Raw genomic sequence first — 21,596 nt, 5'->3', positions numbered from 1 at the left:
TCTTCATGCTTCGCACCACCCGTTCCACCTCCGCCGTCCGTGCCACCAAAACCAAGCTTCTGGCACTCGCGGTGCTGCCCGCCGTCGTGCTTCCTGTCCTGGCCGGTTGCGCCGATCCCGGGGCGTCGGCAGCCAAGCCCGAGTCCGAAGCCGCCAAGAACGGCATCGTCTACAACACCTCCGTGGACCAGAACCGCATCCGCAGCGAAAAAGATGCAACTGCAGCGGCCGCCGTTCCCGCCGCCATCGCCAAGGACGGCAAGCTGACCGTAGCCACCACCGCCGGTTCCATCCCGCTGTCCTTCCACGCCACGGACGACAAAACTCCGATCGGCGTCGAGGTGGACATCGCCCAGCTGGTTGCGGACAAGCTCGGCCTTGACCTGGACCTGCAGGTGACGTCGTGGGAGAACTGGCCGCTGAAGACGCAGTCCGGCGACTTCGAGGCTGTGTTCTCCAACGTGGGCATCAACGCCGCCCGCGTGAAACTCTTCGACTTCTCCACCTACCGCGCGGCCTTCATGGGCTTCGAGGCGAAGAAGAGCTCCAGCTACGACATCAAGGGCTCGGACGACATCTCCGGCCTCAAGATTTCCGTGGGCTCGGGCACCAACCAGGAAAAGATCCTGCTCGCCTGGAACAAGGAGCTAGAGGCGAAGGGCAAGGCGCCGGCCACGCTGCAGTACTACTCCTCCGACGCCGACACCATTCTGGCGCTCTCCTCCGGCCGTACCGATCTGAACCTCGCTCCGTACCCGTCCGTGACCTACCGCGAGAACACCCGTGACGACCTCAAGGTGGTTGGCAAGGTCAACGCCGGCTGGCCGTCCGAGACCTTGGTGGCAGCAACCACGCTCAAGGGCAACGGCCTGGCCCCGGCCATCACCGACGCCCTGAACTCGACCATCAAGGACGGCTCCTACGCCAAGGTCCTGGAACGCTGGGGCCTTTCGGAAGAAGCCGTCCCCGAATCCAAGACCGTCACCGAAGCAACCTTTGGAACGGGCAAATGAAATTCCAGGTCCTGGACATCATTCCCCACCTGAAGAATCCGGTCACGGGGGAGATCGTCTCCACCGCTGACCGGCTGAACCAGGTGGTGGAAACGGCCCGCCGCGCCGAGGAACTCGGTTTCGACAGCTTCTCCGTCGGAGAGCGTCACGCCGGCGAGTTCGTCTCGTCATCCCCGACGACGGTCCTCGCCGCGATCGCGGCCGTCACCACCCGGATCCGTCTCCAGACCGGTGTTACGGTGCTCTCCGTCCTGGACCCGGTACGCGTGGCCGAGGACTACGCCACGATTGACCAGCTCAGCCGTGGCCGCCTCGAACTGGTGATCGGCAAGGGCAACGAGGTATTGCAGTACCCGCTCTTCGGCCTGTCACTGGATGACCAGTGGGACCTCCTGGCCGAGAAATACGCGCTGCTCCGGACACTATGGCGCAAGGAAAGTGTTACCTGGTCCGGTCGCTTCCGGCCCGCCCTCACTGAACCAACGACGACGACACCGCGCCCCTTCGCGGGTTCGCCGCGGATTTGGCACGGCTCGGCTACAACCCTGACGTCCGCTGCGCTCGCCGCCAAGTGGGGCGATCCGCTGTTCACGGCCAACGCCATCCAGCCCCGGAAAAACTACAAGGTCCTGATCGACCACTACCGCGAAGAGTACGAACGCCACGGCCATGATCCGCGGCACCAGTACCTTGGCTCGGGCAGCGGGGCGGGCGGGGTATTCATCGCGGACACCACGCAGGAAGCCATCCGCCAGTACGGTCCCGTCTACGAGGGCCTGACTGCGGGCCGCAACGTCCCCGGCAACAACTCGCCCTTCAGGGACATTGAGCATGCGGTGGCCGAGGGGCCCGCCCTGGTGGGAAGCCCGGAGCAGGTCATCGACAAGATCCTCAGCTACCACTCGCTGTACAACCACGATCTCCAGTCGATCTCCCTGCCCACCACCCTTCCCTTCGATAAGCAACTTGAAATCCTGGAGCGGTTTGCCCTGGAAGTCATCCCGGCCGTTCGTGCCTCTGCTCCCACCACACTGTGGGAGTCCGGTGACCCGTTCGGCGGCCGACCGGAATTCGCCGGGGCCACCGAACCGGACGCAGCAGCAGCCGTCACCGCCGACCACGCCTTGAACAGGAGCGACACCGCACATGTCTACGCACACTGAAACCGCGCTCGAAGCCTTCGACGAGGAATGGCAGGAGTGGCACGCAGCCCACGAACGCCACCGCGCCCACCCGCACGGCTTCCTGGCCGTCACCCACCTTCACTGGTTGACCGCTGAGCCGACCCGGCTGGAAGGTGCGCCGGGAACCTGGAGTGCGGAGGCCGACGTCGTACGCGTTGACCTTGAGCCGGGCGAAATCCTGCTGCAGGACGGCGTGGAGTTGAGCGGGAGCATCCAGCTCGGGCCGATCGAGGAACGCGGCGGCATCAACCTGGTATCCGGAGACACCGTGATCGAGGTGGCGAAGCGCGGCGGCGAGTACATCGTGCGCCCGAGGAACCCGGAGAACGCGTTGCTCCAGGAGTACCAGGGCACTCCCGCGTACACCCCGAATGCGGCGTTTGCCGTGGCTGGGACCTTTGTCCCGTTCGAAGCGCCGCGTGAGACCACCGTGGGTGCCGCCGTCGAGGGCATCCAGCATGTCTATGAAGCCCCGGGGGAAATCCGTTTCAAGCTTGCCGGGCAGGAGCTGTCGCTGACCGCGTTCAACGGGTATGCGCCGGGGTCCTTGTCCGTGCTGTTCACGGACCAGACTTCCGGAAAGACCACGTACGCCGCGAACCGGTCGCTGTCCGTTACGCCTGCCGCTGACGGCACCGTGACGCTGGACTTCAACCGCGCGGTCAACCTGCCGTGCGCCTACACGGACCTCGCCACCTGCCCGCTGCCGCCCGCCGAAAACCGGCTGCCGGTGGCCATCGAAGCCGGCGAAAAGATTCCCTACGAACGTCAGGACCAGAAGTGAGCATCTCCCACAACCCAGGATTCCTGGCCATCGAACTGGATGGAGCCGGATACCAGGACCTCGCCGGGGCTGTCCTCGCCGCGGAATCCGCCGGCTTCCACGTAGCCACGTTCCAGGACGCACCCCAGGCAGGACGAGCAAATGCCCTGCAGCGCGCCGCGTTCGCCGGCCCGATCACCCGGACCATCGCCGTCGTGCCGGAAGTGGACACTGTCTATACGGAGCCCTTCCACATCTCCACCCAGCTTGCCAGCCTGGACTACGTTTCCGGGGGCCGTGCCGGGTGGATCGTAACCGCAGCCGAGTCCCCGGAGGCCGCCGCCGCCGTCGGACGCTCTTTTGTCACTGGTGAGGTACTCGCGCAGGAAGCTGCCGCCTCCATCGAGGTGGGCCGGCGTTTGTGGGACTCCTGGGAGGACGACGCTGTGATCCGCGATGTTGCCACGGGCCGCTACCTTGACGTTGACAAGCTTCACTACGCGGACTTCGAAACACCTGCCGATTTCGCGGGCACGCCGTATTCGGTGAAGGGACCGTCCATCATTCCAAGGCCCCTGCAGGGGCAGCTGCCCGTACTGGCTGCCGCGTCCCTGGTGGGCGACGGCCTGGTGCCGGCAGAGGCCGTCGACGCTGTTCTGGTATCGGCGCCTACACCGGAGCTGCTGACCGCCGAGATCCGCGATGTCCGTGCACGGCTGGCCGGTTCTGTAGCCGTTGTTGCCGAGCTCGACGTCGTCCTGGACGCCCGCGGACAGGCCGCGGAAGCGCGCGTCGCCGCTTCGCCCGAGAGCGGACGGGCACGGTATGCCGGACCGGCCGCGGGACTCGTCGAGCTCCTGGACGTTTTGCTGGGCGAAGCCGATGGCATCCGCCTCCACCCCGCTGACCTGGACGTGGATCTTGAAGAGCTTTCCCGTCTTGTCCTTCCCGAGCTGCGACGCAGTGGTTCGCTGCGCGGACCCATCCAGGATGGAACCTTCCGCGATCTGCTGGGCCTTGGACCGGCGCAGAACCGCTACGCAACCGCAGCCTCCGGAACAGGAAAGTAAGGACCACCATGACACGCGATATTTTCCAGCCGAGCGGCCAGATCCAGTTCGGCATTTTCTTCCAGGGCGTCAACTCGGGCACCGTCTGGAAAGCTGCCGAATCGGGGTCACAGACAGACTTCGGATCGTTCCGCCACATCGTCCAGACCGCTGAGCGCGGCAAGTTTGCTGCCTTCTTCCTGGGCGAAGGGCTGCGGCTTCGCGAACACTTGGGGCGTCCCCACGCACTCGACGTGGTGGGCCGGCCGGACGCGCAGACCATGCTGGCCGCTCTGGCGTCGGTGACCCGGAACATCGGCCTCGTGGCCACCCAAAACACCACCTACAACGACCCCGCGGACCTGGCACACCGCTTGTCTTCCCTGGACCTGATCTCCGGTGGCCGCGCTGCCTGGAATATCGTCACCACGGACAACGCATGGACTGGAGCCAACTTCCGCCGTGGTGGCTACCTGGACCATGCCGACCGCTACAAGCATGCGGAAGCCTTTGTTGAAACGGCAAAGCGCATCTGGGACTCGTGGGAAACTGCCGACGGCCCCGCCCGCCGGGTACTGCACGAAGGGCAGCACTACACCGTGGACGTGACTCCGCGACTGCCCCGCAGCGCCCAGTACCGTCCCGTGCTCTTCCAAGCCGGCGACTCACCCGAGGGCCGTGACTTCGCTGCCCGGCAAGCAGACGTCATCTTCTCCGCACACCCCAAGTTCGATGACGCCGTGGAGTTCCGCCGCGACATCGTTGCCCGTTCGGTTGCAGCAGGCCGCGGTGCCAACGCCGTACAGATCATGCCTGCCAGCGAATTCATTCTCGCGGCCACCCCGGAGGAGGCAGAGGAAAAGAAGGCCTGGGTGCGCAGCCTGCAGATCGGGCCGCAGCAGGCCATCGCCTACCTGGAGCAGTTCTGGGGCCGCGAACTTTCCTCCTACGATCCCGATGGCCCGCTTCCGGACATCGACCCGGTGGTGGAAGAAACGTCGGAGACGCGCGGCAGCGGATTCCACGGCGCCAAGGCCCGCCAGCTTGCCGATCAGTGGCGAGCGGAGGCCAAGGACAAAGGGCTCTCCATCCGCCAGTTCGTCACGTCGAAAACGGCACGCATCGACTCCACCTTCACCGGCTCCTACTCGGCAGTGGCGGACCACCTTGCCGAGTACGCCCGCGTGGGTGCTGTGGACGGGTTCAACATCTCGCCGTGGCTCATCCCCACCGGCCTGGACGACATCGTGAACCACTTGGTGCCTGAACTCCAGGAACGCGGTGTGTATCCCACGGAGTACCGGGGCACGACACTGCGGGAAAACCTGGGCTTGGAATCCCCGGTTCGCTCCGAAGAGTCGGTCCAGGTCTGATGAAGCTGGAAAATTCTGCTGGATCATCGCTCCCGGACGGGAACGAAACCCCGGAATCACGCGGGCTGTTTCCCATGCTCCTGGCGATGATCCAGCAGAATTTCACATCCAACGGCTCGGTGGATGAGGAACACGGAACCGTCGCGTTGCAGCTCACGGTGTTGGGGCAGCCACTCTAGCTTTTCCGGGCTTACAGCAGTTCCCGGAAGACGTTCCAGCCGTTGCCGACGGGCCCGTACGGTCCATACAGGCTTGTGGTGGCTGCGCCCGTCGAGTACAGCACAAGATCGCCGTTCTGGTTGATGGCCACAAGGTTGTTGTACTTCTGATGGGCGAAGCTGCCCAGGCCGGACACATCCTGGAAAGTGTTCCAGCCGCCGCCCATGAAAGCCGGAACGCCCCAGCCTCCTTGACCGTCGGTGGGGTACAGCTGAAGGCCGCCGTTGTAGTCCCGGCCGAAGATCTCCACGGTGCCGTCGCCGTTCATGTCGCCGCTGGTGATGATCTTGTTCATGACCTGCCATCCCCAACCCACCTTGGCGGGTGCGAGCCAGCCGCCCTCGCCGTCGCCGGGGTAGAGGTAGAGATCGCCGGCGGGTGTGCGGGCCAGGACGTCATTGCTGCCATCGCCATTGAAGTCCCCGGGACCCACTATCGAATCGAAGATGTTCCATCCCGAGCCCACCTGCCGGGTGGGCAGCCAGCCGCCCTCGCCGTCGCCGGGGTAGAGGAACAATTGGCCGGCGGGGTTCCGGGCAAGGAGGTCATTGAACCCGTCGCCGTCGAAATCACCGGGCGAGAAAACGATGTTGAACATATTCCAGCCCGCCCCGACTTGCCGGGGCTCGTCCCATGAACCCCAGTACGCGGGGCACGGACCTTCGCAGGAGCCCTTGTAGTAGGTGTAGGTCCGCGGGTACAAGATGAGCCTGCCGTCATTGGTCCGTGCCAGGGGTTCGAAATTGCCCCGCCCCGTCCAGCCCATGGCGCGGGAAGAAGCCTTGATGGCAGCCGTCTCGGGGCTGAGCTGGGTGCCGGTGGGGCAGCCGGGTTCCCCGGGAGTCAAGGGATGGACACGCACGGAGATGCGGCTGCCCAGGTCCTCGGGCAGGATCCGCAAGGTTTCGCCCTGCCTCTCCAGGGGGAGTGTTTCGCCGTCCCTCAGCCACTCCAAGGAGATGCCGTCGCCGGAGCCGTCAGGATTTTTGCAGCCCCAGTAGTCGTAGTTGTACTGGCGGCGCATTTCGGAACCGACATACGGAACTCCGTCGATATACGGAGTGGGCTGTGAGTCTGCCGTGGCTGGTCCGGCAGCCAGAAGGCCGGAGGCCAAGAGACCAGCTGTCAATCCGATGGTGCTGGCGTGCTTTAGGGTGCGTGCTCGAAAGATCCCCATTTTTCCCCCCGGAAAGTGTCGCGTCGAAGCCGCGTGGTGTGCTGAGGTTACCGCATTCCGGTGCAGGTGTGGTCAGCTGTTGCCCGGGGCCACCATGAAGACATCGATCGCGTCCTCGGATTCGAGCGTGAAGCCGTGGCGCTCGTACAAGCGCCGGGCAGCGCTTCCTTGCAACACATCAAGCCGGAACGGCCGCTCATCCACCGATGCAGCCATGACGTGCCGCAGCACTGCCCCGCCGAGTCCCTTGCCCTGATGGGCCGGCGCAATGAAGAAATGTTCTATCCAGCGCGCGTCCGGTTCAGGCCTGACAGCAATGACCCCGGCGTCGACACCATCTGAATGGATGATGTACGTGTCCTCGGGCTGGAAGGCGTTGAGGAAGCGCTCGCGAACACGGACCGGGTCAAAGCGTTCAAGGCGCTCCAGATCGGGCCGCATCACCACGGCGCGGAGTTCGGCGATCCAGGCGGCGTCGGTAGCTGCGGCGGGGCGCAGGACGAAGTCAGGCATGGATCAAGCCTAGGTGCTCCGGCTCAGCCCTTTTCTTCGATGGATGTCTGCACCGCGTCCCGTTGTGTAGCGACCCAACTGGCGAGCACCTTCAAAGCGTCCTCGGACGGTGTTCCCGGATCTGCGGTGTACACGTTGATCCGCAGGCCAGGATCGGCGGCGAGCTCCAGCGCCTCGAAGCTCAGGTCCAAGTCGCCGACAACCGGATGGTGGAGGTGCTTCCGGCCCGTCCGGTGGTATTTCACGTCGTGGCGGGCCCATCTGACGCGGAATTCCTCGCTGCGGGTGGAGAGTTCTCCAATGAGGTCCGTCAGGTCCCGGTCATAAGGGTTCTTCCCGGCAGTCGAGCGCAACACAGCCACGATGTCGTCCGCGCTGCGCTCCCAATCAGCGAAGAACTGCCGGGCCTTCGGATTCAGGAAGGTGAAGCGGGCGCTGTTCGGCGGCTTGGTCTCCTCCGCCATCAGGTCCATATACAGCGCCGCGCCCAGTTCATTGGAGGCGAGGACATCGCCGCGGTCGTTGCGGACCCAGGCCGGCGCCGTCGTGATTGCATCGACGACGCGCTGAACGCTTGGGCGGACCGTGCGGGGGCTTCGCTTGCGGCGCACCCGTGGAGCGGCGCCGGCCGCGCGGGCGAGGTCGAAAAGGTGGGCTGTTTCGGCGTCGTCAAGCTGTAAAGCGCGGCCGAGCGCCTCCAGGACGCTGTCCGACGCGCCGGAGAGATTCCCCCGCTCCAGCCTGATGTAGTAATCGATACTCATCCCGGCAAGCATGGCCACCTCTTCGCGGCGGAGCCCGGCAACGCGGCGGTTCCCGCCGTAGGCAGGCAAGCCGGCGGCCTCGGGCGTGATCCGCGCCCGGCGCGAGGTCAGGAACTTTCGCACGTCGTCACTGTGGGTCATGCCTGCAACGCTACGCTGCCCGGGTTCCTCGAGGGAGGGACTGCCGTTACTTGGGAACGCAGGGAGGTAATAGTGTGCACTCCCGCGGGTGTGGTGCCGTGAATAGCGTGGAGAGCATGAACAGTGAACTGACTCTCAACAATGGCGTGACCATGCCGGCACTCGGCTTGGGCGTCTTCCAAAGCGCCCCGGAAGAAACGACGGCGGCAGTTCAGGCCGCGCTCGCGGCCGGCTACCGGCATATCGACACTGCGGCGGCCTACGGGAATGAACCGGAGGTCGGTGAGGGAATCCGTGCTTCAGGCCTGGACCGCTCGAATGTCTTCATCGAGACGAAGGTCTGGGTCAGCGACTATGGCTACGACCAAACGCTGCATGCCTGGGACAAGGCCGTGGGCAAGCTCGGGGTGGAGTACCTTGACCTGTTCATCCTGCACCAACCGGCTCCGGACCGTTTCGACCAGACAATCGCCGCCTACAAGGCGCTGGAAAAGTTGTTGTCCGAGGGTCGTGTCCGGGCGATCGGGGTCAGCAACTTCATGCCTCACCATCTCAAGGAATTGCTCGCTTCCACCGACGTTGTGCCGGCAGTGAACCAGATCGAGCTTCACCCGTACTTCACACAGCCGGAGGTCCAGGCAGCTGACGCGGAGAACGGAATCCTCACCCAGGCGTGGTCGCCGATCGGCGGGATCACCTTCTACCCCGGCTGGGGCGAAGAGCGGCAGAACGTGATGGAAGACCCCGCGATCGCTGCCATCGCGCAGGCCCACAGGAAGACGCCGGCACAGGTCATGATCCGCTGGCACCTCCAGCAGGGCCGCTCGGCCATCCCCAAGTCCACCAACCCGGCCCGGATTGCAGAGAACTTCAACGTCTTCGATTTCGAGCTGAGCAGCAGCGAACTGGGCGCCGTCGACGCGTTGGACCGCGGTGTTCGGAACGGGCCGGATCCTGATGTTGCCCGGCCTGAGCGCTTCGCCATGGTGATACCGGAGGCCTGACCATTCCTTCAGGACACAGGGTATGAGCTCTCATTGAAGGAGGGGACGTGCCCGGAATCCCCGCCAACCATAGGATGAACCTGACGAAAGGGGCATCCATGGTCACACGCGAAGAAGTGGAAGCTGCATACTCCCGGACGAGCGGCTGGGTTCGGCACACTCCCTTGGCGGAGAGTGGAAACGGCGAGCCATACCATCTGTGGTTCAAATGCGAATACATGCAGCACACGGGATCCTTCAAGGCCCGCGGCGCCTTCAACCGGCTGCTCACTGCCAGGGAGAGCGGCGAGCTCGACCCTGCCGTGGGGATTGTGGTGGCCTCCGGAGGCAACGCTGGACTGGCCAACGCCTATGCTGCGGCCAAGCTCGGCGTCCCGGCAACTGTTTTCGTTCCGGAATCCGCTCCGGCGAACAAGGTCCACAAGCTCTACGCCATAGGGGCCACCGTGGTCCAAGGCGGTGCAGAGTACGCCGAGGCCTACGCGGCTGCCGTCACCTTCGCCGAGGAGAAGGGCGCCGTCTATTGCCACGCCTACGACCAGCCTGAAATCGTGGCTGGGGCCGGTGGCGTTGGGCTTGAGCTTCTGGATGAACTGCCTGACGTCGATACGATCCTGGTCGCTGTTGGCGGCGGTGGGTTGATGGGCGGCATTGCTGCGGCCGCGGAAGGCCGGGCACACGTTGTTGCTGTTGAACCGGAAACGGTTCCCACCCTGCATACTGCCTTGGCGCAAGGGGAACCGGTGGATGTCGCGGTTTCCGGCATTGCCGCTGATTCCCTGGGTGCCCGCCGGGTAGGGGAGATCGGTTTTGGCGTTGCCCGCCGCACGGGTGTGAAGAGTGTGCTGGTGACGGACCACGACATTGTTGAAGCCCGGCGTGCCCTATGGGAGAAGCACCGGATCCTGGTGGAACACGGTGCCGCGGCAGCATATGCGGCGCTGCTCTCGGGTGCGTACGCCCCGCGCGATGGCGAGACGGTCGCCGTCGTACTGTGTGGCGCGAACACGGACCCATCACAGCTCTGATTAACCCAACTAGGGGACAGCAAACGCTCCAATGACGAGTCATTAGGACGTTTGCTGTCCCCCAGGTGGGTGAGCTCCTTGGGTAGGGGCGCTACTTCTTGGGCAGGCCCGGCGGGTTCAGCTCTGATGCGGGGATGGCCTCGGACGACAGTCCCCAGCGGTCCAGGATCTTGCCGTAGTTGCCGTCCTTGATGAGGGTGTTGAGGGCGGCCTGGGCAGCGACAGCCAAGCCGTTGCCCTTCTGGGTGGTGAAGGCGATTTCTGCCTTCAGCGGCCAGCCACCCTCAAGGGTGCCCACCTGCTTGGTCTTGCCGTCCTTCGCGGCCTTGTAGGCTGCGGAGGCGTTGGGCCCGAACGTCAGGTCCGCGCGTCCGGACTGGAGGGCGAGCTGGGAGGCGGAGTCGTCGTCGTAATACTGGAACTCGACCGGCTTCAAGCCGTTCTTCTTGTTCTCCTCGTCCCAGCGCACCAGGATGGCTTCCTGGTTGGTGCCCGAACCGACGATGATGCGCTTGCCGGCCACGTCCTTGGGTTCCTTCACCGTGGAGATGTCCGAATCGGCCTTGGCGTAGAAGCCCAGGAGGTCGTTGCGGTAGGTGGCGAAGTCGAACTTCTCCTTGCGTGCCTCAGTCACGGTGACGTTGGAGAGGACGGCTTCGTACTTGCCGGACTCTACGCCCAGCGGCCAGTCGGCCCAGGCAACCGGCAGTACTTCCACCTGCAGCCCCAGGCTCTCGCCGACGGCGTAGGCAATGTCCACTTCGCTGCCGATCAGGGTCTTGTTGTCAGTGGCGAAGGTGCTCAGCGGGGGAGTTCCGCCCGTGGTCACCACGGTCAGTTTGCCGTCGGCTTTGATGGCGGCGGGAACCAGGGCGGCTGCCGCCGAGTCCACCGAGACCTTGATGCGGTCCTGCTGAGGGGTGAGGTTGAACTGCTTGGTTGCGCTGGTTGAAGCGTTCGACGCCGGTGCTGACGCGGCTGCCGTTGCTCCCGGATCCGAGCATGCCGCCAGCCCGAGCAGGGCGGCGGCGGCGAGCGCCGCAGTGACGCCGGAAGCGGCTGTAATTCGTGCCATTGGTTCTCCTTTGAAGGCTCTGATGCGAGGTCTTGGCTGCAACTATCCGGGTCGGCCGGGAGGGCGGTCAAAGCAGCCCGAAACGATGGGATACAAGGGTTCACGGCACTTAACAAGGCGTCCAACAGGGTCACAAAAGCGGCGCGAAACCGGGACGCGACGCAACTCACAGAAATAAGCCGGGGGCCGACGTCGTTGTCGCTTAAGTGCCCGGCAAGCAGAAGAGGGCACCGCGAAACGTACCGAAAGGCTTCCCCGTGACTGTTCCTCTTTCCATCCTCGACCTGGCGACCATCGGGAAGGGCCAGACGGTGGCGGAAAGCCTCGCGGGCAGTGTGGCCATGGCCCAAAAGGCTGAAGAACTGGGCTACCGCCGGGTTTGGTACGCAGAGCACCACAACATGTCCGCCATCGCATCGTCGGCCACCAGCGTGCTGATCGCCCACGTGGCCGCGCACACCAAGACCATCCGACTGGGCGCCGGCGGCGTCATGCTGCCCAACCACTCGCCGCTGACCATCGCGGAGCAGTTCGGCACACTGGAAACCCTGCACCCGGGCCGGATCGACCTCGGGTTGGGACGCGCCCCCGGCAGCGACCAAAACACCATGCGTGCCCTGCGGCGCGACCACACGTCCTCGGACAGGTTCCCGCAGGACGTCCTGGAACTCCAGGGCTACCTCACGGGTCCCACCCGCATCCAGGGCGTTGAAGCGACGCCGGGCAAGGGCACCAACGTACCGCTTTACATTCTTGGTTCCTCGCTGTTCGGTGCGCAGTTGGCCGCCCAGTTGGGCCTGCCGTACGCCTTCGCTTCACACTTTGCCCCTGCCGCGCTCCAGGACGCCGTGGCCATTTACCGCCGTGAGTTCAAGCCCTCGGAGCAGCTGGCTGAGCCGCATGTGATCGCGGGGGTCAACGTGACGGCGGCAGACAGCAATGCCGAGGCCCAGGCCATCCACCTGGCGGTGAAGCGTGCACGCGTCTCGCTGTTCTTCGGCGGCGGCCGCGAGTTCACCGACGACGAAGCAGACATGGTGCTCGATTCCCCGCAGGGCCAGCACATCGCCCAGATGATGAAGTTCTCCGCCGTTGGCACCAAGGACGTGGTCCGCGACTACCTTGATGAATTCGCCGCGTTCTCCGACGCCGACGAATTGATCGTGGCACACCAGAGCGTCGGCACGGAGGAGCGGTTGCGGTCCGTTGAGCTGCTGGCCGACGTCGCCGGGCTCGTTCCGGCGTAAGCACCCGGATAAATCCAAGGAAAGACTTTACTCGTTCGCAATAAAGGAGGTAGGCAAGCGAAACCCATCGGGCGGAAACTTTAGCTATCCGCTTCGGAAGGATTCGCTATGCCTGCGCCTTTAAACCAGACAGTCGCCGATTCAGCACTGCTGATGAAGTCACTTCCTCTTGGCCTGCTGAGAACGGTTCTTCAGTCCGACGCGGAGAATGGGATCACGCCCGCGTTGTTTGCGGAGCTCAAGATCCTGTCGCGGGTCCCGGGCCTCCTGGTGGCCTGCAATTACGGCGGGACCCTCTGCTCGGCCGAAGGCGTCTCCACCGAAACCTTGCCCCTGGACAGTGCGGCCGTCGCCCTCCGGGCACTTGCTGCCCTGCCCAACACGCACGCCGCCATCATTTCCGGCAGGTCATTGCGTGACCTGGCGGCAGTGTCCCGTCTGCCGGCCGAGGTTCACTTGGTGGGCTCACATGGTGTCGAATTCGACATGGGCTACGCCTATACGCTCTCCCTCGCCACGGAGCAGCTGCTGCAGCAGGTGACTACTGCCCTCACGGAAGCTGTGGGTTTCGAAAAGGGCATCAGCGTTGTGCGGAAACCGGTAGGGGTGGGTGTCCACACGCGTCCCGCGACGCCGGAAGTCGTGGAAAGAGCAACGTTCGCCGCGCAGAAAATCGCCATCGAGTTCGGCCTCTACTTCATTGTGGACGGGTCCGTTCTGGACCTCACCGTGGAGGAGCCCGCCAAGGGTCAGGCGCTGGAGCAGTTGCGCGCACGGCTTGGCGTCAGCGCTGCCCTTTACGCCGGCGATGCCGAAAGCGATGAGAAGGCGCTCGCCACCCTGCGCGGCCCCGACCTTGGATTGCACGTGGGGCCAGGGAGCACGACGGCGGGACACACCATTCCGGACCCGGAAGCCTTTGCGCGCGTGCTGGCTTTGTTGTTCGAACTCCGGCGCGCATGGCTGTTCGGTGAGGACGCCGTGGGCCTGGAACGGCACTCGATGATCGGCAACGGATCATCCACGGCACTCCTCACACCGGATGCCAAGGTCTGTTGGATGAGCCACCCCTTGCCCGATTCGGGTTCATTGTTCGCCCATATCCTGGGCGGCGACCCCGCCGGGCACTTCAGCATCGAACCGGTGAAGCCCTCGCCGGTGCTGGCGCAGCGTTACGTGGACAACACCATGATTGTTGAGACCCGTTGGACTGACGTCACTGTCACCGACTACCTGGAACCTGCTCCCGAGGGCATCACCAGCTTGGTCCGCGTCTTGTCCGGGACCGGTTCGGCGCGCGTGGTTTTTGCGCCCCGCCCCGACTACGCCAACGCCCCGTTCAGCATGGAGATCCGAGGCGACGAAGTGCACATCCTCGGCACCTCGGATCCCATCATCCTGGCGGCCCCCGGGGTTGCCTTCACCATCACCAGCGACGGCCGCTTCGCAACTGCCACCGCGGAAGTCGCGCTCGGTGACGGGCCCGTTGTCCTGAACATGCGCTGCGGTGATACCGAGCCGCCGCCCGCAGACCCGGACGGTGAGCCCATGAGGCGTGCCGCCGTCGGACGTGACATGCGCGAGTGGGTCAGGACGCTGCAGCTGCCCACCATGAAACCGTCGCTGGTCCGCCGGTCTGCCCTGGTGCTGAAGTCGCTGGTTCACGAGCCGACAGGCGCTGTCCTGGCCGCCCCCACGACGTCGTTGCCGGAGGGAATCGGCGGGACGCGCAACTGGGATTACCGCTACTGCTGGCTGCGCGACGGGTCCATGACGGTCAATGCGCTGGTGTCGTTGGGGTCCACCAACGAGGCCCACGGTTTCCTGGATTGGCTGGGCCGGATCCTGGACAATGCGCCCGGGCCTGAATGGTTGCACCCGCTGTATTCGGTCACCGGCGCGCCCCTGTCCACGGAAGCGATCGTGGAGAGCCTGCCCGGTTATGCCGGTTCGCGTCCGGTGCGTATTGGAAACGCGGCTGACCATCAGGTCCAGCTGGACGTGTTTGGTCCCATCGCCGAGTTGATCGCCGATCTTGCCGAACGGCAGGACTTCCTGCCCGACGAGCACTGGTTCCTGATGGAGCAGATGGCGCATGCCGTCATGGCGCGTTGGCATGAGCCCGACCACGGCATCTGGGAGGCCCGGCGCGCTCCCCGGCACCACGTCTACACCAAGACGATGTGTTGGGTGACGCTGGACCGTGCCGTGAAAACTGCGGCGAAGCACGGCCGCGTCGCTCACGCTGACTGGGCGCCTGAGGCAGAGATCATCCGCGCCGAGGTCCTTCGCGATGGCTGGGACGAGTCGGCGCGGTCCTATACCGTGGCCTACGACAGTCCCGACCTCGATGCGGCGGTCCTGCACATCGGTCTTTCCGGGCTCCTGGATGTGCAGGACCAACGGTTCCTGGACACGGTCACCGCTGTGGAGCGGGAGCTGCGGGTGGGGCCCACTGTTTTCCGCTACCGGTACGACGACGGCCTGCCGGGTTTGGAAGGCGGCTTCCACATTTGCACCACCTGGCTGATCGAGGCGTACTTGGCCGTGGGTCGTTTGGATGACGCGCTTGAGTTATTCAACCAGCTGGTGGCCTTGTTCGGTCCAACCGGTTTGCTGCCCGAAGAGTACGATCCCGCGACCGAAACCCATTTGGGCAACCACCCGCAGGCGTACTCACACCTTGGCTTCATCCGCTGCGCCCAGCTCCTGGACCACTACCTGGCCTCCGCCGACGTCGAATAGCCCGCCTTGGTTACCCAACTAGGGGACAGATAACGTTCTACCCAGGCCTGAGTGGAGCATTATCTGTCCCCTAGTTGGGTAAGAGGGGGTGTCAGGTGAGCAGCAACGCCACTGCGATCATCGCCGGGACGGCCACGATCGTGGTGATCAGCACAGTGTCCTTGGCCACGGTGATTCCGGCCTGGTAGCGGTTGGCCGCGACAAACACGTTCTGGGCCGTGGGCAGGGCTGCCGTGACCACCGCGGCGAACAGTGCATGCCCGTCCATTCCCAAGGCAAATCTGGCGAAAAGGTACGCGACCAGCGGATGCACCACGAGTTTGAAGCCGCTGGCCAACAGGGTGTCGAGCCGGCGTCCGGAGGACTTCTGCAAGGGCCGTGAACCGTTCAGGCTCATGCCGAACGCCATCAGCATCGCCGGAATCGCGGCCCCGCCAATGAGATGGATGGGTTCGAGAATAAGGGTGGGCAGCTGGAAGCCGGTACCCGCCACCAGCAAGCCAAGGGCCGAGCCCACAATCATCGGGTTCTTGACGATCATCAGGACAAAGCGCAGGGGAGTGGTGCGGTGCGAACTGGTGCTGGCGTCCAAGGCCATGAGGTACATCGGGGTAAAGAACGCCAACTGGAAAATCAGCAGCGGCGCCACGTAGCTGGCATCGCCGAGGACGAACACGGCAATCGGAATGCCGAGGTTCGCGGAGTTCGCCAGCGATGCACTCATGGACGACATGAGGGCTTCCGGCATGGAGCGTTTGAGCCAGAACTTCACCAGAAGGAAGAACAGCAGCCCGGTCATCACGGCACCCACGGCCGTGACCAGGAGGGGCGCGGCGAAGACATCGTGAAGCTTCGCTTTGCTCAGGGTCTCGAACAGCAGTGCCGGACTGGCCACGAAGAACGTCAGCGAGCTCAGGACTGATCGCGCATTCTCTCCCAGGATGTTGCGCCGCCCAACGAACATGCCTACCAGGATGATGGCCCACACCACGAAGAACCCGGACAGGACGCCGATCATGACAGCGTTCGGGCGGGTTTTCGTTGGTTCACGAACTACAGCCTAGCCAGAACTGCTGCCTGAGTAAGCGTTTTCAGGTACACGTTCCGCCATGTGGACCCGGAGTTTTTGTACACCTAATGAGCCTAAGGGGCCCTTTTAGGGGCGGTAGCTGCACAAAAACTGCGACGCCGGCACTCCGGTGAGTGCCGACGTCGAGCGTTGTTGTTGAAACTTAGCTGAGGTGCGCCGCGTTGCTCAGCGCGTGCGGCGGGCGCATGAGGCCGGGTGTGTGGGCTTCGGCGGGGTCGTTGCCGAGCTGAACGATCTTGTTGTCCTTGCCAACGTGGACCACCTTGGGCTCGTAGGCCCGCGCCTCTTCGGTGGTCATCTCCGCGTACGTGATGAGAATGACTGTGTCGCCGACATGAACCATGTGGGCGGCCGCGCCGTTGATTCCGATCACGCCGGAACCGCGCTCGCCGGCAATGGTGTAGGTTTCCAGCCGGGCACCGTTGGTGACATCCACGATGGAGACAAGCTCACCGGGAAGGATGTCGGCCGCGTCCAGGAGGTCCAGGTCGACAGTGACTGAGCCGACGTAGTGAAGATCGGCGTGGGTCACCGTTGCGCGGTGGATCTTGGACTTGAACATTGTGCGGATCATAGTGCCACCAGTTTAGCGCGGGACCCTCTTCCGGCGCTGTGACGTAGCAGACGTTCGGGCCTTTGCGCTGGTGAAAACGGTTACTATCGCTAGGGTCGGCAACAGCCCAACTGAAGGATAAGAAGCTTGGACGGAGTACTGAAGGGCTTCTTTGTAGTAGGCGTGGTCCTGCTGGTGGGCTACATTCTGGGCAAGACAAATGCCCTGGGGCCGCAGGGGAGCAAAGTGCTTTCGACCCTGACGTTCATGGTGGGCCTGCCGAGCTTGATGTTCTCCACCATTGCCTCGCGCCACATCTCCGACATCCTGAGCCCGACCGGCCTGATCTCGGTGGCGACCGCTTCGGCTGTCATGCTGGTCTTCGCCGTTTGTGGTGCCGCTTTCCGTTGGGGAGTCAGGCGGACCACCATTGGCGCTCTGGCCACCGGGATTGTGAATTCCACCAACCTGGGCGTGCCGTTGTCCCTGTACATCCTGGGCAGCACTACGTACGTCGTCCCCATCATGCTGTTCCAGTTGGCCCTGGTGACACCGATCGCGCTCACCATCCTGGACCTGACCAACCCCACGGCCACGAAAGTATCCGTGTGGCGGATCCTTGCCACGCCCTTCCGTAATCCTGTGACGGTTGCCGCCATCCTCGGCGTGCTGGTGAGCGCCCTGGGACTGGAACTGCCGGACTGGACCCTCGATCCCTTGAAGCTGGTGGCGCAACTCGCGGTGCCGCTCATGCTGATCATCTTCGGCATGTCACTGCATGGGCTGTCTGCCGGGCAGGGGATAGGGGACCGTGCGCCCACTACCCTGGCCATCGTTCTGAAGTCCGTGATCCAACCGGCGATGGCGTGGGTGCTGGCGGTGTTGGTGTTCCGGCTGGATCCCTTCAGTACGTTCGTTGTCACAGCCTGCGCGATCCTGCCCACCGGCCAGAATGTGGTGCTCTATGCGCTCAGGTACGGCGTGGGGCAGAAGATCGCGCAGTCGACGGCGGTGGTCACGTCCATGCTGGCGGTGCCGCTGCTGCTGGGCGCTGCGTGGGTGATGGGGTGAGGGTTTTGGGCGTGCCTTCACGACCCACTTTTGACGCCGGAAGGCCCGGAAACAACCTGAATCGGTTGGTTCCGGACCTTTTGGGAATCAAATTGGGTCGTGAATGCACGCAGGCCCGTACCGCACCAACTCCGTTCCCGCGCTAACGAGCGCCCGAAGCTCAGCCAAGCCCCCGCTCACCACACCTGCAGCCCGCGCCTGAACCAGGACGTTGCCCAGGGCTGTAGCCTCCACAGGGCCGGCCACCACAGGCTTTCCCGTTGCGTCTGCCGTCAGCTGGCACAGGAGCTGGTTCTGTGACCCGCCACCAACGATGTGCACCACCGACGTCGCGCGGCCGGTGAGCCGTTCGGCGTCGTCCAGTGTCCGGGCGTAGGCGGCGGCGAGGCTGTCCAGGATGCACCGCACGACGGCGGCAGGACGGTCCGCGAGCACGCCACCGTTGTGCCGCACGGCTGCGCGAATGCGTTCGGGCATGTTGTCCGGGGCGGTGAACGCGGGGTCGTCGGCGTTGATCTTTGGCCCGCCCGCCGGGAGTGCGGCGGCGGCCTCAAGCAACGCGGGCAAGGATTGGGTGAAACCCTGGGCGGTCCAGGAACGTTGGCATTCGCTGAGCAACCAGAGTCCACCGACGTTGCGCAGGTACCGGACGGTTCCGTCAACGCCGCGTTCGTTGGTGAAGTTGGCTGTGCGGCTGGCTTCACTGAGCACGGGCTTATCCAGTTCCACGCCCACCAGCGACCACGTTCCCGAGGAAATGTAGGCAAAGTTCTCTGCAGACGCCGGAACTGCGGCAACGGCAGATGCAGTGTCGTGCGAACCGACGGCAAGCACTTCGGTGTCCGCGGGAAGCCCCGTACGCTCCGCGATCGCCGGCAGGAGCGCACCTACGGATTCCCCAGGCTGGATCAGTGGCGGGAAAATGTCCCGGGGCAGGCCCAGGGTGTCCAGGAAATCCGTGGCCCACTCACCGGAAACAGCGTCCAACAGGCCCGTAGTTGACGCGTTGGTCGCCTCGGTCCGGCGCTCGCCGGTGAGCCGGAAGGCGACCAGGTCCGGGATGAGCAGCGCCTGCAGGCCTTTAAGCGAACGCTCGGCGGCCAACTGGTACACCGTGTTGAAGTTGAGGAACTGCAGGCCGGTGGTCCCGTAGAGCTTCTCCGGAGGGATGACGGAATGCACTCGGGCTACGGCAGCCCGGCTGCGCTCGTCCCGATAGCTGAACGGTACGGAGACCAACGTTCCCGCAGAATCCACAAGCCCGTAATCCACAGCCCACGTATCGATGCCAATGCTCGCGATCCGCTCCCCGCGGGCAGCGGCAACGGAAGCTGCGGCCGCCAGGCCCTCGAGCACCTCAGCGAAGAGGGCCTCGAAGTCCCAGCGGAGGCCGCCGTCGAGCTCGATGACGCCGTTGGGAAAGCGGTGGATCGTCTCGAGGGAGACGCCTGTGGAGGGGGAGACGTGGCCGAGCATGACACGGCCTGAGGAGGCCCCGATGTCGACGGCGGCAAAAACGCCGCCGTCGACATCACCAAGGACGGCACTCACCGCAGGAAAGCTGCCGCGACGCCGGCGTCCACGGGGATGTGGAGGCCGGTGGTGTGGGAGAGTTCGTTGCTGGTGAGCACGGCTGCGGCGTTGGCTACGTGTTCGGGGAGGACTTCGCGCTTGAGCAGCGTGCGTTGGGCGTAGTACTCGCCCAGTTTTTCCTCGTCCACGCCGTACACGGCTGCGCGTTTGGCGCCCCAGCCGCCGGCGAAGATGCCCGAGCCGCGGACCACGCCGTCGGGGTTGATGCCGTTGACGCGGATGCCGTGGTCGCCCAGTTCAGCGGCGAGCAGCCGGACCTGGTGGGCTTGGTCTGCTTTGGTGGCGGAGTAGGCGATGTTGTTCGGGCCGGCGAACACGGAGTTCTTGGAGGAGATATAGATGATGTCTCCGCCCAGGCCCTGGTCGATCATGACCTTCGCCGCGGCCTTGGAGACCAGGAACGAGCCCTTGGCCATGACGTTGTGCTGCAGGTCCCAGTCTTTCCCGGTGGTTTCCAGCAGTGGCTTGGAGATAGACAGGCCGGCGTTGTTGACCACCAGGTCCAGGCCGCCGAACGCGAGCACGGCCTTTTGGATCGCGGCGGCGATCTGGGCTTCGTCGGTCACGTCGGCCTGGACGCCGATGGCGACGTCGGGTCCGCCCAGTTCCTCGGCGACGGCTTGCGCGCTTTCAAGGTTCAGGTCGGCAATCACCACGCACGCGCCGTCGGACGCCAGACGGGTGGCGATCGCCTTGCCGATGCCCGACGCCGCACCGGTCACCAGCGCGATGCGGGTCGCGTGGGACTTGGGCTTGGGCATCCGGGCGAGCTTGGCTTCTTCCAGCGCCCAGTATTCGATGCGGAACTTTTCGGATTCCTCGATGGGGGCGTAGGTGGAGATCGCCTCGGCGCCGCGCATCACGTTGATCGCGTTGAGGTAGAACTCACCGGCCACGCGGGCGGTCTGCTTGTCCTTGCCGAAGGAGAACATGCCCACACCAGGGACCAGCACGATCGCCGGGTCGGCGCCCCGCAGCGCCGGGGAATCGGCGTCTTTGTGGCGGTCGTAGTACGCCTGGTAATCCTGCCGGTACTCGGCGTGGAGTTCCTTGAGCCGGGTCACGGAGTCTTCGAGGGACGTGTCTGCGGGCAGGTCGAGGATGAGGGGCTTGACCTTGGTGCGCAGGAAGTGGTCCGGGCAGGAGGTGCCGAGCGCGCCCAGACGCGGGTGCTCGGCGGCGGCGAGGAATTCAAGGACGACGGCGTCATCGCTGAAGTGCCCCAGCTGCGGTTTGTCGGTGGAGGCCAGGCCGCGGATCACCGGAGCCAACGCTGCTGCCTTGGCGCGGCGCTCGGCCTCGGGCAGGGCGGAGTAGCCGGGCAGGGCAGGGCCGAAGGGCTGTTCCTTGCCGTTCTCGGCGATGTACTTCTCGGCGGTGTCGATGATCCAGAGGGAGTTGGCCTCGGCTTCCTCGGACGTGGCGCCCCAGGCGGTGATGCCGTGCCCGCCAAGGATGGTGCCGATGGCTTGCGGGTTGGCTTCCTTGATCGCGGCGATGTCCAAGCCGAGCTGGAACCCGGGGCGGCGCCAGGGAACCCACACCACCTTGGCACCGAAAATCTTGGACGTCAGCGCTTCGCCGTCCACCGCCGTCGCGATCGCGATGCCCGAGTCCGGGTGCAGGTGGTCAACGTGCGCGGCGTCCACCAGTCCGTGCATGGCGGTATCGATCGACGGGGCCGCGCCGCCCTTGCCGTGCAGGCAGTAATCGAACGCGGCCACCATTTCGTCTTCACGTTCGACGCCGGGGTAAACGGACTTGAGCGCCTGGAGCCGGTCCAGCCGGAGAACAGCAAGGTTCTCGGCCTTCAGGGTGCCGAGGTCACCGCCGGAACCCTTGACCCAGAGGAGCTCGACGTCCTGCCCGGTGACGGGGTCCTTCTCGATGCCCTTGGCGGAGGTGTTGCCACCGGCGAAGTTGGTGTTCCGCTTGTCCGCGCCGAGGCGGTTGGAGCGGGAAATCAGTTCTTCAACAGTCTTGATGCTCATAAG

19 protein-coding genes are annotated in these 21,596 nt (G+C 64.6%); 11 read left to right on the top strand and 8 right to left on the bottom strand.

From position 1 onward, the window contains the following. The first annotated feature begins 5 nt into the window (after positions 1–5). From ACFVSI_RS06250 to ACFVSI_RS06225, 6 genes are read left to right on the top strand one after another with little or no spacing between them, the layout of a single operon-like run. Positions 6–1,013 carry an ABC transporter substrate-binding protein gene (locus ACFVSI_RS06250; RefSeq protein WP_387820858.1) on the top strand — a complete coding sequence of 336 codons (1,008 nt, stop codon included), beginning with the start codon at positions 6–8 and terminating at the stop codon, positions 1,011–1,013. Then, the gene (locus ACFVSI_RS06245) at positions 1,010–2,176 is read left to right on the top strand and encodes an LLM class flavin-dependent oxidoreductase (RefSeq protein ID WP_387820856.1); all 1,167 of its coding nucleotides are present in this window, start codon (positions 1,010–1,012) and stop codon (positions 2,174–2,176) included. Before ACFVSI_RS06250 ends, ACFVSI_RS06245 begins: the two co-directional genes overlap by 4 nt. Next, a complete protein-coding gene (locus tag ACFVSI_RS06240) occupies positions 2,160–2,981 on the top strand; it encodes a DUF1684 domain-containing protein (protein ID WP_387820853.1) in 822 nt (273 codons plus the stop codon). Before ACFVSI_RS06245 ends, ACFVSI_RS06240 begins: the two co-directional genes overlap by 17 nt. Beyond that, complete coding sequence (locus ACFVSI_RS06235; RefSeq protein ID WP_387820850.1) at positions 2,978–4,030, top strand: LLM class flavin-dependent oxidoreductase; 1,053 nt, start codon at positions 2,978–2,980, stop codon at positions 4,028–4,030. The genes ACFVSI_RS06240 and ACFVSI_RS06235 overlap by 4 nt, the downstream gene beginning before the upstream one ends. A gap of 8 nt (positions 4,031–4,038) precedes the next feature. Next, entirely contained in the window at positions 4,039–5,382 is a 1,344-nt protein-coding gene (locus ACFVSI_RS06230) for an NtaA/DmoA family FMN-dependent monooxygenase (RefSeq protein ID WP_387820847.1), read from the top strand. Then, on the top strand, positions 5,382–5,561 hold the full coding sequence (locus tag ACFVSI_RS06225; protein ID WP_387820844.1) for a hypothetical protein: 180 nt from the start codon (positions 5,382–5,384) through the stop codon (positions 5,559–5,561). The genes ACFVSI_RS06230 and ACFVSI_RS06225 overlap by 1 nt, the downstream gene beginning before the upstream one ends. 11 nt (positions 5,562–5,572) lie before the next feature. On the opposite strand, the gene ACFVSI_RS06220 is transcribed toward ACFVSI_RS06225, so the two are convergent. The 3 genes from ACFVSI_RS06220 to ACFVSI_RS06210 all read right to left on the bottom strand — a co-directional run bounded on the left by ACFVSI_RS06220 (position 5,573) and on the right by ACFVSI_RS06210 (position 8,196). After that, a complete protein-coding gene (locus tag ACFVSI_RS06220) occupies positions 5,573–6,778 on the bottom strand; it encodes an FG-GAP repeat domain-containing protein (RefSeq protein WP_387820841.1) in 1,206 nt (401 codons plus the stop codon). A gap of 72 nt (positions 6,779–6,850) precedes the next feature. Further along, positions 6,851–7,291 (bottom strand): GNAT family N-acetyltransferase, encoded by a 441-nt coding sequence (locus tag ACFVSI_RS06215; RefSeq protein ID WP_387820839.1) that lies wholly within the window; start codon positions 7,289–7,291, stop codon positions 6,851–6,853. 23 nt (positions 7,292–7,314) lie between these two features. Further along, the gene (locus tag ACFVSI_RS06210; RefSeq protein ID WP_387820836.1) at positions 7,315–8,196 is read right to left on the bottom strand and encodes a helix-turn-helix transcriptional regulator; all 882 of its coding nucleotides are present in this window, start codon (positions 8,194–8,196) and stop codon (positions 7,315–7,317) included. Between the two features lie 116 nt (positions 8,197–8,312). Between ACFVSI_RS06210 and ACFVSI_RS06205 the strand changes: the two genes are divergently transcribed. Then, the gene (locus tag ACFVSI_RS06205; RefSeq protein ID WP_387820833.1) at positions 8,313–9,200 is read left to right on the top strand and encodes an aldo/keto reductase; all 888 of its coding nucleotides are present in this window, start codon (positions 8,313–8,315) and stop codon (positions 9,198–9,200) included. 98 nt (positions 9,201–9,298) lie between these two features. Beyond that, the gene (locus ACFVSI_RS06200; RefSeq protein WP_387820830.1) at positions 9,299–10,228 is read left to right on the top strand and encodes a threonine/serine dehydratase; all 930 of its coding nucleotides are present in this window, start codon (positions 9,299–9,301) and stop codon (positions 10,226–10,228) included. Positions 10,229–10,319: 91 nt separating this feature from the next. Here ACFVSI_RS06200 and ACFVSI_RS06195 read toward each other — a convergent pair whose 3' ends face one another. Further along, positions 10,320–11,303: an ABC transporter substrate-binding protein gene (locus ACFVSI_RS06195; RefSeq protein WP_144660831.1), complete on the bottom strand. Its 984-nt coding sequence runs from the start codon at positions 11,301–11,303 to the stop codon at positions 10,320–10,322. Positions 11,304–11,560: 257 nt separating this feature from the next. On the opposite strand from ACFVSI_RS06195, the gene ACFVSI_RS06190 reads away from it, so the two are divergent. Next, complete coding sequence (locus ACFVSI_RS06190) at positions 11,561–12,550, top strand: LLM class flavin-dependent oxidoreductase (RefSeq protein ID WP_387820826.1); 990 nt, start codon at positions 11,561–11,563, stop codon at positions 12,548–12,550. Between the two features lie 108 nt (positions 12,551–12,658). Next, positions 12,659–15,295 carry a trehalase-like domain-containing protein gene (locus ACFVSI_RS06185; protein ID WP_387820823.1) on the top strand — a complete coding sequence of 879 codons (2,637 nt, stop codon included), beginning with the start codon at positions 12,659–12,661 and terminating at the stop codon, positions 15,293–15,295. A 91-nt stretch (positions 15,296–15,386) separates the two neighbouring features. Here ACFVSI_RS06185 and ACFVSI_RS06180 read toward each other — a convergent pair whose 3' ends face one another. Together ACFVSI_RS06180 and panD are read right to left on the bottom strand one after the other, a co-directional pair. Continuing rightward, a complete protein-coding gene (locus ACFVSI_RS06180; RefSeq protein ID WP_144660837.1) occupies positions 15,387–16,313 on the bottom strand; it encodes an AEC family transporter in 927 nt (308 codons plus the stop codon). Positions 16,314–16,527: 214 nt separating this feature from the next. After that, a complete protein-coding gene (panD, locus tag ACFVSI_RS06175; RefSeq protein WP_186313571.1) occupies positions 16,528–16,959 on the bottom strand; it encodes an aspartate 1-decarboxylase in 432 nt (143 codons plus the stop codon). Between the two features lie 126 nt (positions 16,960–17,085). Here panD and ACFVSI_RS06170 point away from each other — a divergent pair, with 126 nt between their 5' ends. Continuing rightward, positions 17,086–18,009, top strand: coding sequence for an AEC family transporter (locus ACFVSI_RS06170; protein WP_387820819.1), 924 nt, complete (start codon positions 17,086–17,088; stop codon positions 18,007–18,009). Positions 18,010–18,096: 87 nt separating this feature from the next. Here ACFVSI_RS06170 and ACFVSI_RS06165 read toward each other — a convergent pair whose 3' ends face one another. Then, positions 18,097–19,560 (bottom strand): rhamnulokinase family protein, encoded by a 1,464-nt coding sequence (locus tag ACFVSI_RS06165; protein ID WP_387820816.1) that lies wholly within the window; start codon positions 19,558–19,560, stop codon positions 18,097–18,099. Next, positions 19,557–21,593 (bottom strand): bifunctional aldolase/short-chain dehydrogenase, encoded by a 2,037-nt coding sequence (locus tag ACFVSI_RS06160; protein ID WP_387820813.1) that lies wholly within the window; start codon positions 21,591–21,593, stop codon positions 19,557–19,559. Before ACFVSI_RS06160 ends, ACFVSI_RS06165 begins: the two co-directional genes overlap by 4 nt. Between the last annotated feature and the right edge of the window lie 3 nt (positions 21,594–21,596).

This window comes from Paenarthrobacter sp. NPDC057981 (assembly GCF_042886835.1).
Classification (GTDB): Bacteria; Actinomycetota; Actinomycetes; order Actinomycetales; family Micrococcaceae; genus Arthrobacter.
This window is presented reverse-complemented; position numbering and strand designations above follow the sequence as displayed.

Excerpts from the sequence above, each read along its gene's own strand:
- ACFVSI_RS06245 (WP_387820856.1), top strand. The coding sequence starts at position 1,010 with ATGAAATTCCAGGTCCTGGACATCATTCCCCACCTGAAGAATCCGGTC.
- ACFVSI_RS06215 (WP_387820839.1), bottom strand. The coding sequence starts at position 7,291 with ATGCCTGACTTCGTCCTGCGCCCCGCCGCAGCTACCGACGCCGCCTGG.
- ACFVSI_RS06210 (WP_387820836.1), bottom strand. The coding sequence starts at position 8,196 with ATGACCCACAGTGACGACGTGCGAAAGTTCCTGACCTCGCGCCGGGCG.
- ACFVSI_RS06250 (WP_387820858.1), top strand. The coding sequence starts at position 6 with ATGCTTCGCACCACCCGTTCCACCTCCGCCGTCCGTGCCACCAAAACC.
- ACFVSI_RS06220 (WP_387820841.1), bottom strand. The coding sequence starts at position 6,778 with ATGGGGATCTTTCGAGCACGCACCCTAAAGCACGCCAGCACCATCGGA.
- ACFVSI_RS06195 (WP_144660831.1), bottom strand. The coding sequence starts at position 11,303 with ATGGCACGAATTACAGCCGCTTCCGGCGTCACTGCGGCGCTCGCCGCC.
- panD (WP_186313571.1), bottom strand. The coding sequence starts at position 16,959 with ATGATCCGCACAATGTTCAAGTCCAAGATCCACCGCGCAACGGTGACC.
- ACFVSI_RS06160 (WP_387820813.1), bottom strand. The coding sequence starts at position 21,593 with ATGAGCATCAAGACTGTTGAAGAACTGATTTCCCGCTCCAACCGCCTC.
- ACFVSI_RS06185 (WP_387820823.1), top strand. The coding sequence starts at position 12,659 with ATGCCTGCGCCTTTAAACCAGACAGTCGCCGATTCAGCACTGCTGATG.
- ACFVSI_RS06200 (WP_387820830.1), top strand. The coding sequence starts at position 9,299 with ATGGTCACACGCGAAGAAGTGGAAGCTGCATACTCCCGGACGAGCGGC.
- ACFVSI_RS06180 (WP_144660837.1), bottom strand. The coding sequence starts at position 16,313 with ATGATCGGCGTCCTGTCCGGGTTCTTCGTGGTGTGGGCCATCATCCTG.
- ACFVSI_RS06225 (WP_387820844.1), top strand. The coding sequence starts at position 5,382 with ATGAAGCTGGAAAATTCTGCTGGATCATCGCTCCCGGACGGGAACGAA.
- ACFVSI_RS06230 (WP_387820847.1), top strand. The coding sequence starts at position 4,039 with ATGACACGCGATATTTTCCAGCCGAGCGGCCAGATCCAGTTCGGCATT.
- ACFVSI_RS06240 (WP_387820853.1), top strand. The coding sequence starts at position 2,160 with ATGTCTACGCACACTGAAACCGCGCTCGAAGCCTTCGACGAGGAATGG.
- ACFVSI_RS06205 (WP_387820833.1), top strand. The coding sequence starts at position 8,313 with ATGAACAGTGAACTGACTCTCAACAATGGCGTGACCATGCCGGCACTC.